The organism is Coprobacter fastidiosus (genome assembly GCF_982245605.1).
The window spans coordinates 19,490-32,381 of record NZ_CEVCIF010000028.1; the positions used below are offsets into that span (position 1 = coordinate 19,490).

The window sequence follows — 12,892 nt, forward strand, 5'->3', positions numbered from 1 at the left end:
AGAATGAAAAAAACATGGAGAATTGTTTTGCCTGCGTTACTGGTGGGGTCGTTTATTTCTTTTGCCGACACGAAAGACAAAAGAGAAATAAATGATAAGGCAGTAACGGAAGAGATCTGTCCTTGTGAAATGGAAGGTATGGATCTCGAAGAAGCTTACAATCGTTCGATGGCAAATGCGGGCGTATCTCAACAAGTGAGTAAAGAGACTCCAAAGTATTTAAATCCGAACATTCCTATTGAGGAACGTATCGATGACTTATTGCCCCGGCTTACTCTTGAGGAGAAAGTAATTCAATTGAGTGATAGCTGGGGTTCAAAGGGCATTGCTCGGTTGAAGATTCCTGCAATGTTGAAAACCGAAGGATTGCACGGCCAGTCTTATGCTACCGGTTCTACCATATTTCCACACGGGATTAATATGGGTAGTACGTTTGATACGGAATTAATACAAGAAGTCGGTAAAGCTACGGCAATTGAGGCTAAAGCTGCAAATTTACGGGTTTCTTGGTCTCCGGTGTTGGATGTGGCGCGTGATGCCCGTTGGGGACGTGTCGAGGAAACTTATGGTGAAGATCCTTATCTCGTTGGTCGTATAGGTGTAGCATGGATCAAGGGTTTTCAGGGTGAACACATGTTTGCCTGTCCTAAGCATTTTGCCGGTCACGGACAACCGGTCGGCGGTCGTGATAGTCATGATTACGGATTGTCGGATAGAGTAATGCGTAATATTCATTTGGCGCCTTTCCGCGATGTTATTAAAGAAGCGAATGCATTCGGAGTTATGGCGGCTTATGGGCTTTGGAACGGAGTGCCTGATAACGGTTCGAAAGAGTTGCTTCAGAAAATCCTTCGTGAAGAATGGGGATTTGAAGGTTTTGTCGTTTCTGATTGTAGCGGCCCTGAAAATATTCAGCGGAAACAGTCTGTTGTGGGTACTATGGAAGAAGCTGCCGCTATGGCTGTTCGTGCCGGAGTAGATATCGAATGTGGATCGGCTTATAAAAAGGCGTTGGCTTCGGCAGTAAAGAAAGGCATTATAAAAGAAAGCGAATTGGATGCCAACCTGCGTCGAGTATTCAGAGCTAAGATGCGCTTGGGATTGTTTGATAGACCGAGTATTGAGAATATGGTTTGGAACAAACTTCCGGAATATGATACTCCCGAACATCGGGCTTTGGCACGTAAAGTAGCAGTAAAAAGTACGGTTCTTCTGAAAAATGAAAATAATCTTCTTCCGTTGGATAAAAATATCAAGACAATCGCTGTCATCGGTCCGAATGCAGATCAGGGACAGACTGGTGACTACTCTGCAAAATATGCACCCGGTCAGATAATTTCGGTTTTAGAAGGTGTCAAAAATCATGTGAGCTCTTCTACAAAAGTTTTGTATGCGCAAGGTTGTACGCAAATCGATATGGATACTACAGGTTTTGCAGAGGCTGTGAATATTGCGAAACAGGCTGATGCCGTGATTCTTGTTGTGGGAGATAATTCGAACCGACATGAGAACGGAAACAAAAAAAGTACTACGGGAGAAAATGTTGATGGTGCTACTTTAGAAATACCGGGAGTACAGCGACAATTAATTAAAGCTGTCGAAGCAACAGGAAAACCTGTCGTGCTGGTTTTGGTAAATGGTAAACCGTTTACATTGACATGGGAAGATGAAAATATCGAGTCTATTCTTGAAACTTGGTATCCGGGAGAAGAAGGCGGTAATGCAACTGCAGACATTATCTTTGGTGATGAGAATCCGTCCGGACGTTTGCCTATCTCATTTCCTCGTCATCCGGGACAGTTGCCTTTGTGGTATAATTATGAAACTTCCGGACGTAATTATGACTATTATGATATGCCGTTTACTCCATTATACCGTTTCGGTCATGGATTGAGTTATACGACATTCCGTTATTCTAACCTTAAAGCTACTACTAAAAGCGGAGATCCTGGTTTTGTGACTGTTTCGGTAGATATTGAAAATACCGGGAAAAGGCCGGGTGAAGAAGTAGCTCAGTTATATATAACCGATTTGGTAGCTTCGGTAAATACCGCAGTTATAGATTTGAAAGGATTTAAGCGTGTTTTCTTGAAACCGGGAGAAAAGAAAACCGTTACTTTCGAACTGAACCCTTATTTGCTTTCTTTATTGAATCCGGATATGAAACGAGTTTTGGAAGCCGGAAAATTCAGAATGCATGTCGGAGGAGTTTGTCCCGAACCGCCAAAAGGTTCTACCGAACATAAGCAGAAAATCGGTTTTAAAGATCCGAGCCAAGGTATTTCCGGTGAGTTTACGGTCGATAAAGACTACAAAGCAGATTTTGAATATACCGTATCGGCACCGAAAAGTGTAAAAGGCGGAGAATCGTTTAAGGTGGTCGTAAAGGTGAAGAACAGCGGAAATTTATTGGATATCGCTGATGTTAAATTGTATGGAAATAGTTTCTTGGATGATCGTCGTGCTGAGATCGAAGCCGGAGAAACAAAAGAAATGGTTTTTGATGTGCAGATGTATGCAAGCGGCAATCAGACTTTAACCGTAATTTTAGATGATCAGATAAAATCCGTTCCTTTAAAAGTTTCGAAAGTTCCGGCAAAACTCGTTTTGGAAGGTAGTTCGATCAATATGACCGAGAAAGGAGAAATGGTTTATGTCGCAGAGGCACGAAATGTAGGAAGTGAACCTTTTAATAAGAGTTTGGATGTGAAAGTAGAAGGCGTAACCGTTGCATCGCAGCCGTTGCGTTTGGATGCTGGAGCTAATCAGCGTGTCGAAATTAAATACGCATTCCCTCGTTCCGGTACATTCCGTGTGAAAGTCGGTACTGAAGCAGAGCAACAATTGATTGTTCCGGGAGGAATCGGATTGGCATTGCAAGACCCGTTGGCTTATATAACTTTCGAAGGAGCGACAGATAAAGAAGTCAAAAATGAGATTACCGGAAAAATGTTGCCGATTCAGGGTACAGCCCAAATTGTCGATGGCAAAAACGGAAAAGGTTTTAAGAAAGACAAAAAAGAGACTTTTGTCGATGCAGGCGGTATGGATTTGTACCGGAAACCGTTTACTTTATCTGCATGGGTTTATCTGAACCAGATGGATAACGGCCAGGCTATGTTCTTCGGTGGACAAGCTCCGATGGGGGCGGATGTCGATGTAACCGGAACACGGTTGGCAGCCGGTATTTTCCAAGAAAAAACGATTCTTTCTTACGAAAATAGCGACGTTCGCGGTAACAATAAATTGCAATCGGGAAAATGGATACATTATGTTTATACCTACAATCCTGAGAAAGAAGAAGGAGCGATTTACATAGACGGTCGTTTGGATAAGAAGGCTTTCCAGAAACCTTTTGCCGGACCACTGGAACGTATTGCCGGGTCTCAGCGTTTTTCATCAGGTAAATTTATTATGGATGATGTTCTTGTTGCCCGTACGACGATGGATGAGAAAGCCGTAAAAGAACTTTATACAAATGGTGTGGAAGCTATGCGTAAAGCTCAGAAAGTAACCGATTGGCGTCCTATGGATTCGGCTGTTGAAAAAATGAAAGCGTGGGCAGAATTAAATGCCGGTGGAAAAATTCAGGTTTTTGTTGAGGTTGCAGATAATAGCGGAAAAGTAATCGATTCTAAATCGGTACAGTTGAAGAGCGGAGAAAATGAATATTCTTTGGCAGGATTAAAAAAAGGTGACAAAGTTCGTTTACGTATAGATTTGTCATCTACAGCTTGGGACAGCGTCCCAGCCTTGCAAACGGTCGTTTTGGAAGGTGCTTCACCGATCCGTTGGTCGACGGTTGAAGAATGGATGAAAGGTTCTGCTTCTAATTCTTTGTTAATAGGATTGTGAATCGTAAGTATATAGAGTTAGTTTGTTGAGTAAAGGCGGTGTTCATTGTGGGATACCGCCTTTCTTTTAGACAGACTTTAATATTCCCGAACTTATATGGTCATCGATTTGAAATAAGATTTATATCTTTGCAACCTTTGATTTGATAAAAGTGTAGTATGTTGAAAAAAACATTTCGATTATACCGGGATCATTATGTAGCATTGTTGAGATTGGGAGTTCCGATTATGATAGGACAGTTGGGTATTATCATCGTCGGATTTGCCGATAATATAATGGTTGGTCATCATACTTCGGAGGAGTTGGCTGCAGCATCTTTTGTAAATAATCTTTTTAATCTTCCGTTGATGTTTGCTTTAGGCTTTTCTTTGGGGCTTACTCCGTTGATCGGGAATTTGGTCGGAAAAAATCAGGTAGCAAAAGCCGGTCAGACTCTTCGATGTGGTCTTATCGCCAATTTGCTTTTAGCGATTTTACTGATCGGGGTTATGTCCGTAGTTTATGTTAATATAGACCGGATGGGACAACCGGAAGAACTTTTGCCTTTAATTAAACCCTATTTCTTGATTCATTTGTCGGGTTTGATTTTTATCATGCTATTTAATGCTTTCAAGCAATTTGCCGATGGTATTATGGATACTCGTATCTCGATGTACATACTTTTGTGCGGTAATGTGCTGAATATTATAGGTAACTATTTATTGATATTCGGCCCGGGCTTTTTCCCGGAACTTGGACTGCTCGGAGCAGGATTTTCTACATTATTATCTCGTATTTTCACGTTGTCGGTTTTTGTGTATCTGTTTTTCTTTACGTCTCGTTATGGCAGATTTAAAGAAGGTTTTCGTCATCTTAAAGGTGATTCGGGAAAGCAATTGCTTCATTTAACCAAAATGGGGATGCCTATTGCTTTTCAAATGGGGATGGAAACCGGATCTTTCAATTTGAGTGTTATTATGATGGGATGGATCGGTACGGCAGCATTGGCGGCACATCAGGCCGTTGCAACTTTTACTACGATCGGTTTTATGCTTTATTACGGTATCGGGTCGGCTATTACGATTTTGGTAAGTAATGCTAAAGGAGCAGGAGAGATGAATAAAGTAAGATCGATAGCAAATGCCGGGTTTCATGTAATAATACTTTTGGCCGTATGTATTGTAATCATAATGGCTTTGTTCCGACAACAGGTGGGTTATCTGTTTACAGATTCGGAAGAAGTGAACGGAATCGTAGCATTGTTGATAATACCGACTATGGTATATCAGTTCGGAGATGGCTTGCAAGTTGCCTATGCAAATGCTTTAAGGGGAATAGGAGATGTGAAACCTATGGCCTTAATTGCGTTTGTCAGTTATTTCCTCGTATGTTTGCCTGCGGCATATTTATTTGGCTTTGTTTGTCAGGGTGGTGCTATGGGTATCTGGTGGGGATTTCCGATTGGTCTGACTTTGGCAGGAGTCTTGTTTTATTCTCGTTTCAGGTATAAGATGAAGAATTCGAAAATCGTGTAGTCTGGAGTTGGCCGGCAATGTAAAATATTCCGTACTATCCGGACATTCTACCGGATAGTACGGAATATTTTGATTATTTATTATCTGTCTCCGAAATAAAAACGGATACCTCCAAGTAAATTAAACCGGTTTAAGTTTATTCTGTCATAGTCGTTATAAACTATGGTACTATGTACATTTTCCATCTTTATATTTTTCAGGAATGCAGAACCTATGATTTCATTGAATGAGATACCTATTCCCATGTGTTTGTTAAGTTTATATTCGATTTCGATTCCATAATTAAACCCGATAGTCGATACATAGGTTTTTCCTTTTTCAATTCCTGAAGATATTTTGTCTGAGAATTTTAAATATCCGATACCGACTTCTCCGTTTATCATCCATTTTTTATTGAACGAATATTTTGTACAAAATAAAGGTGCGATATATGAAAATAAGACATTATGATCCATGTTCGTCTTTTCGTAATAACTGTCAGAACTGTACCCTGAATAAAAAATTCCCCATCCGAAATTTTTAATATAATGATGGAATGCCAAATCCCATGCAAGTCCGGAAGTCAGTTTATCATCGAATTGTTTATCTGTCCCGGTGAGCCCTTCTGTTTTAGGTAACCATCCGTAACCGACATTGAATGAAAAATCGACTCTTGGAGGTAAAGGGCGTACTTTGTTCAAGACACTATTTACACTATAATTGTAGAATGTCGTTTGTGTGTTGTATGTAGAATCGGATATGCCGGATTTGAGAATATTTCCTGAAATTTGGTGGCAGGAACTTGCGACACCCGGTAAAAGGTGATCGGTGATTTGCAGAATATCTCCTCCGGCTTTTCTTGTTTCTTCTTTGGCTATTTTCAGTACTTGATCATATCGGCATCGAATAGTAAAACTTCGGTCTAAAATAGCAACTTGTCCTATCAGAGTTGCAGCGACCGGGACTTTTTCTCCCTCATTTACGATCATGATTGTATCTTCTTGAGATAAAGACGGATATTCCTGTATCTTGTTTAATACAATTTTAGGAGAACAGGAAAAAAGAGTACATAATAATACTCCGGTAAGAATTTTATTTTTCATGGATATGTGTGTATATAGTTTGTGTATTGCAAATATAACAAAAGTATGTTGTAATTTTCAATTATAAATACTTGTTTTTTTGAATAAAAAGTGGGCGCAAAGACTTTGTATAAAACCTTTGCGCCCGCTTTCTACGTTTGGGATAACTTTATTTCTTTTCTTCCGGTTTTAACCAATGGTCGAGCCAACGGAAAAATATCCGTTGCCATAAAATGGCATTTTGAGGTTGCGCAATCCAATGATTTTCATCAGGAAAGACAACCATTTCGGCGGGAACTCCTCTTAATCGGGCGGCGTTGAATGCTGACATTCCTTGAGAGGCAAGTATTCGGTAATCGTTTTCTCCATGAGTAATTAGTATAGGAGTATCCCATTGATCTATAAAACGATGTGGAGAATTGGCATAAGAACGCTGAGCAACTGCATTGTCTTTTTCCCAATAAGCGCCACCCAAATCCCAGTTGGCAAACCACATTTCTTCTGTTTCTACATATTGTTGTTCTAAATTGAATATTCCGGCATGAGCGATAAATGCCTTGAATCGTTTTTGATGATGCCCGGCCAACCAATAAATAGAAAAACCTCCGTAACTTGCCCCGATTGCTCCGAGACGATTTTCATCGATAAACGGTTCTGTCTTTACTGCGTCGATAGCAGAGAAATAATCTTTCATATTCTGACCGCCGTAATCACCGCTTATTTGTTCCAGCCATTCCTGACCGAATCCGTATAATCCTCGTCGATTAGGTGCAACGATGACATATCCGTTTGCCGCCATTAACTGCAGGTTCCATCGATATGACCAGAACTGGCTTACAGGGCTTTGCGGACCTCCTTGGCAATATAGTAATGCCGGATATTTTTTATTCGGGTCGAAATGGGGAGGATATATGATCCATGTCAGCATTTTTTTATTGTCTGTTGTGGCAATCCAGCGTTCTTCCACTTTGCCCATAGTAATTTGATCTAAAGTTTCCTTGTTCTCGAATGACAATTCCGTAATTGCTTTATTATTTAGATTGATACTATAAATTTCATCCGGTTTTGAGAAAGAATGCTGTAATACGATCAGTTGATTATCATTTATCGGTTTTATATCGGCGTAGTCGACCTGTCCGGTTGTGATCTGTTCTATTTTTTTATCATCGATATGAATGTTGAAGATTTGCTCTATTCCTTGATATACGCTTAAGAAGTAGATCGATTGTCCGTCTTCTGCCCAATTTAACATGTCTAAGCTGTAATCGAACTCGTCTGTCAGATATTTCTTTTCTCCGTTTTGTATATCCATAACGAACAAGCGGTTTTTATCTGATTCGTATCCGTCACGTTCCATACTCATCCATGCTAAATAACGCCCGTCGGGAGAAAAACTCGGATGCGTATCATAACCCATCATTCCTTCGGTCAGGTTTTTGGTTATTTTCGTCTCGGTATCGTATAGATAAATATCGGAGTTGGTAGATATGGAATACTCCAATCCGGTTTTTTTTCGGCAAGTATATGCAATACTTTTACTGTCCGGAGTCCATGCAAAACCTTCTGTACCACCGAAAGGTTTCATCGGAGCTTCATACGGTTCGCCTTCGAGAATATCATTAATATTTTCTAACGTGCTGCCGTTAAAGTCTGCTATAAAAGGGTGAGGAATGGCTTCTACCCATTCGTCCCAATGTTTATACATGAGGTCGTCGATAACACGTCCGGTTGCTTTGGGCAGGTCCGGATAAATATCCGAGGCTCGTTGACCGTATTTTACATTCGAAAAGAATACGACCTTTTTCTCATCGGGAGAAAAGAGAAAACCGTTTATTCCTTTTTCTTGATTGCTGATTTGTTTTCGGTTCGATCCGTCGGCATCCATTATCCACAATTGAGAACTTCCGCTTTCGGATGTCAGAAACGCTATTTGTTTTCCATTGTTGATCCATACAGCATTTTGTTCGGATTTAGGAGTATGGGTGATCTGAATTTTATTACTTCCGTCAATGTCCATAACAAATAGTTCCCGATTGCTTTTGTTTTCGGGTATGCTCACGTATGTTACTCCATAAAGGATTTTTTTCTTATCCGGAGATATTTCTATACCCCCGACGCGCCCAAGAGTGTACATGACTTCCGGAGTCATGATTCCGTTTTCTACTTTGGGATGGCTTTTGCCTATGATCCCTTCGCTGCTCTCTTTCTGTGTCTGACAAGCAGACAAAAGTACCGCACTTGCCATAATGAGTTTGCTGATTGGTAATTTCATAAGTTTTACTATTATTTGTATTTCTTCTTTTTGTATTTTGTTTTTGATGATGTTTCTGTTTTTGTATTTTTTATGGGAGGACCGTATAGACGATTGATTAGATCCGGCCGTCCCATTCTTTGCAGTTCCGATAAAATCTGTTTTCGTTGATCGGGTTTATACCAGAAAAAAAACTGCCTTTGAGCCAATTTCTCGTTTTGGTTGCGGGCTGTATATATTTTTTCTCCCGTATAAGGGTGATATCCTGTATAATATATCTCGGTCGAAAGCGTCATCGGGGTAGGGGTGAAATCTTGAACTTGCTCGAGGTGAAAGTTCAATTTTTTTGTGATAGCGGCCAGTTCGGCCATATCCTCTTCTCTACAACCCGGATGGCTTGATATGAAATACGGAATGAGCTGTTGGTTGAGTCCGGTTTCATCGTTTATTTTTTCGAATGTCCGTTTAAATTCTTCGAATTTTTTGAAGTTAGGTTTCCGCATTAGCATCAGAACATTGTCGGACGTATGTTCCGGAGCAACCTTTAATCGTCCAGATACATGTCGGGTAATAACTTCATATGTATATTTCGAAGTACTTGCATTTACTTTTTCATCCTCATGACGGTGTTGTAATAGATCATATCTTATCCCGCTGCCGATAAAAGACTTTTTGATTCCTTTTATTTGATCTACGCTATGATATATATTTAACAACGGAGTGTGATCGGTATATAGATTTTTGCAGACTTCGGGATGTATACAAGACGGACGTTTGCATTTACGACATATTTCCTGACGGGAACCTCGCATCTTGTACATATTGGCCGAAGGTCCTCCTAAATCGCTGATATATCCTTTGAATCCGGGCATTTCCGTAATTTGTTTTACCTCGTTCATAATCGATCGTTTCGAGCGGGAGGCTATGAATTTGCCTTGATGGGCGGAGATCGTACAAAATGCACATCCTCCGAAACAGCCTCTATGTAAATTTACAGAAAACTTGATCATTTCGTATGCCGGAATGTTTTTCCCTTTATATTTAGGATGAGGCAGACGAGTATAAGGCAAGTCGAAAGAAGCGTCTATCTCGTTTTCGCTCATAGGAGGATAAGGTGGGTTTACCTTTATAACCGAGTTTTTATATTTTTGCCATAATCGGCGAGCCTCATATCGGTTCGATTCCTCTTCGACATGGAAAAAATTGCGGGATTGTTTCTTTTTGTCTTGCAAGCATTCTTCATGAGAGAACAAAACGAGATCGGTTGCGCTTTCATGTGCGTGAGGCAACTCGTTTTCAGGTGTAATAACGGCGGTCTGTCTCAAGTCTTTGATCTGACCTGTTTTTTCACCGTTCCGAAGCCGCTTTATCAATTCTCTGATCGGGAGTTCTCCCATACCATAGATGAGCATATCTGCTCCGCTATCGATCAAAATACTCGGTCTTAAACGGTTTTCCCAATAGTCATAATGAGTAACTCGTCGCAGTGAGGCTTCTATGCCTCCGATAATAACCGGTATGTGGGGGTAGAGTTTTTTTAATATTTGAGTATATACTATTGTCGGATAGTCGGGTCGCATTCCTGCTCGTCCGTCTGGAGTATAAGCATCATCGGAACGAAGTCTTTTATTTGCCGTATAATGGTTGACCATTGAATCCATAGCTCCGGCAGAGACCCCGAAAAATAATCTGGGTTCTCCTAATTTCTTAAAGTCCCTTAGATCGTCGCGCCAGTTCGGCTGGGGAACAATAGCGACACGTAATCCTTCGGATTCCAGAATACGTCCGATTACTGCAGCCCCGAAAGAAGGATGGTCGACATATGCATCTCCTGAGAAAAGAATTACGTCCAGATAATCCCATCCTCTGATCTCAAGCTCCTTTTTTGTAGTCGGTAACCAATCTTGTAGTTTATATTCTTTCATTGTCGTCCGATTGTTTCTTTGTTTTATCCGGTTTATGAAATTCAGTTTGCTGTATTACAATGAATCGTATCGGTCTTGTAGTTTTACCAATTCGTCCCGGTATTGGGCAGCTTCGATAAATTCCATTCGTTTAGCAGCTTCAACCATTGCTTTCCGGGTATTTTCAATAGCCTTTTTCAATTGGTCTTTATTCATGTATTGGACTACCGGATCGGCAGCTATGTTGACATGCGAAATATCATATTCCTCTTTATATAAAATCGGTTGACCTTTTTCGGTTTGAACATCCGCTTCTTTTGTGAGAATAGAGTTTCTGGCTTTTTGTATTGCTTGAGGCGTAATATGGTTTGCTTCGTTATAAGCCAACTGTTTTTCTCTGCGCCGATTAGTTTCATCGATCGTTTTTTGCATGCTTTCGGTAATTTTGTCTGCATACATGATTACCATTCCGTTCAGGTTTCGGGCGGCCCGTCCTGCCGTTTGAGTTAAAGAACGATGAGATCTTAAAAAGCCTTCTTTGTCTGCGTCCAGTATGGCGACTAATGAGACTTCTGGCAAATCTAAACCTTCACGAAGAAGATTTACTCCGATAAGGACATCGTAAAGCCCGTTGCGTAGATCCTCTATGATTTGAATACGTTCTAACGTATCGACGTCTGAGTGAATATAATTACAGCGAATGTCGAGTCGTAACAGGTATGTGTTCAATTCTTCCGCCATACGTTTGGTAAGAGTCGTTACCAGAACCCGCTCGTCTTTTTCGATTCTTTGTTGTATCTCTTCGAGTAAATCGTCTATTTGATTGAGACTTGGTCGGACTTCGATTATTGGATCGAGCAGTCCGGTAGGGCGGATAACCTGTTCGACGATAACGCCCTCGCTTTTCATCAACTCATAATCTGCCGGAGTAGCGCTGACGTAAATAGTCTGTTTGGTAAGATCTTCGAATTCTGAAAATTTCAGCGGACGATTATCTATTGCAGCCGGCAATCGGAATCCATATTCTACAAGATTTACTTTTCTGGAATTATCCCCTCCGTACATTGCCCTTATTTGAGGTATTGTAACATGGCTTTCATCGATAATGGTTAAGAAATCTTTCGGGAAATAGTCTAACAGACAGAATGGTCTGGTGCCGGCAGCCCGTCCGTCGAAGTATCGTGAATAGTTTTCTATTCCGGAACAATGTCCCACTTCTCTGATCATTTCAATATCGTATGTTACCCTCTCATACAAGCGTTTGGCTTCAATTTCTTTTCCTATCGACTTAAAAAACTCGACTTGTTTTCCTAAATCGAGTTCTATTTCACCGATTGCCCGGTCTATTCGTTCTTTAGTAGTTACAAAAATATTAGCCGGATATATTTTATATTCATCGAATAGAGTAATCGTGTGCCCGGTCATCGGATCTACACTTTCTATCGATTCTATCTCTTCTCCCCAGAAGATAATGCGCAAGATGATTTCCGTATAGGCCAGATATATATCCACCGTATCTCCTTTGACCCTGAAATTTCCTCGATTCAGTTCGATTTCATTACGGGAATACAAACTGCCTACGAGTGCTCGTAAAAATGTATTCCGTTCTATATTTTGACCGACACGGACATCTATCACGTTGCTATGAAAATCTTCCGGGTTGCCGATACCGTAAAGACATGAAACCGAAGATACGACGATAACGTCTTTGCGGCCTGATAATAAAGCTGATGTCGTTGAAAGCCTGAGTCGGTCTATTTCTTCGTTGATTGCCAAATCTTTTTCTATATAGGTATCGGTTGTCGGAATATAGGCTTCCGGCTGGTAATAATCATAATATGATACAAAATATTCTACGGCGTTATCGGGGAAAAAACTTTTAAATTCTCCATACAGTTGGGCTGCCAAAGTTTTGTTATGACTCAGGATCAACGTCGGTTTCTGAACTTTTTCGATGACATTAGCCATGGTAAATGTTTTACCTGACCCGGTAACTCCCAGTAGGGTTTGAGCGGAAAGTCCGTCTAAGACTCCCCGGCTAAGCTCTTCTATTGCTTCCGGTTGGTCACCGGTCGGTTGGTAGGGTGAAACGATTTTGAACTCCATAAATGCCATATATATTTTGATTTGCGAAGTTACGAAAAAACTCGGAGAAACGGCTGTATCCGTTCTCTTTTCATACTATTACCTTCAAACTTTCTATTGTCTTCTTAATCATATATTTTACTTTCATTTTATTGTATTTTTGCTAAACAAATAGTAGGATTGATATTTTTTTATTTACTTTGTCGTCATAGTATGAAATTA

General features: G+C 40.5%; 6 protein-coding genes. 2 read left to right on the plus strand and 4 right to left on the minus strand.

Going from position 1 to position 12,892, the window contains the following annotated elements; translation table 11 throughout:
* The first annotated feature begins 3 nt into the window (after positions 1–3).
* Together AC0UMU_RS08515 and AC0UMU_RS08520 are read left to right on the plus strand one after the other, a co-directional pair.
* Entirely contained in the window at positions 4–3,855 is a 3,852-nt protein-coding gene (locus AC0UMU_RS08515) for a glycoside hydrolase family 3 N-terminal domain-containing protein (RefSeq protein WP_288640594.1), read from the plus strand.
* A gap of 158 nt (positions 3,856–4,013) precedes the next feature.
* A complete protein-coding gene (locus AC0UMU_RS08520; protein ID WP_278715658.1) occupies positions 4,014–5,369 on the plus strand; it encodes an MATE family efflux transporter in 1,356 nt (451 codons plus the stop codon).
* An 80-nt stretch (positions 5,370–5,449) separates the two neighbouring features.
* Here the strand turns inward: AC0UMU_RS08520 and AC0UMU_RS08525 are convergent, their stop codons facing one another.
* From AC0UMU_RS08525 to uvrB, 4 genes are all read right to left on the minus strand, one after another.
* Positions 5,450–6,451: a hypothetical protein gene (locus AC0UMU_RS08525; RefSeq protein ID WP_288640597.1), complete on the minus strand. Its 1,002-nt coding sequence runs from the start codon at positions 6,449–6,451 to the stop codon at positions 5,450–5,452.
* Positions 6,452–6,599: 148 nt separating this feature from the next.
* Positions 6,600–8,702: a dipeptidyl-peptidase Dpp5 gene (gene dpp5, locus AC0UMU_RS08530; RefSeq protein ID WP_472300794.1), complete on the minus strand. Its 2,103-nt coding sequence runs from the start codon at positions 8,700–8,702 to the stop codon at positions 6,600–6,602.
* An 11-nt stretch (positions 8,703–8,713) separates the two neighbouring features.
* A complete protein-coding gene (locus tag AC0UMU_RS08535) occupies positions 8,714–10,606 on the minus strand; it encodes a YgiQ family radical SAM protein (RefSeq protein WP_473979911.1) in 1,893 nt (630 codons plus the stop codon).
* Between the two features lie 54 nt (positions 10,607–10,660).
* On the minus strand, positions 10,661–12,691 hold the full coding sequence (gene uvrB, locus AC0UMU_RS08540) for an excinuclease ABC subunit UvrB (RefSeq protein ID WP_122303990.1): 2,031 nt from the start codon (positions 12,689–12,691) through the stop codon (positions 10,661–10,663).
* Positions 12,692–12,892: the final 201 nt, after the last annotated feature.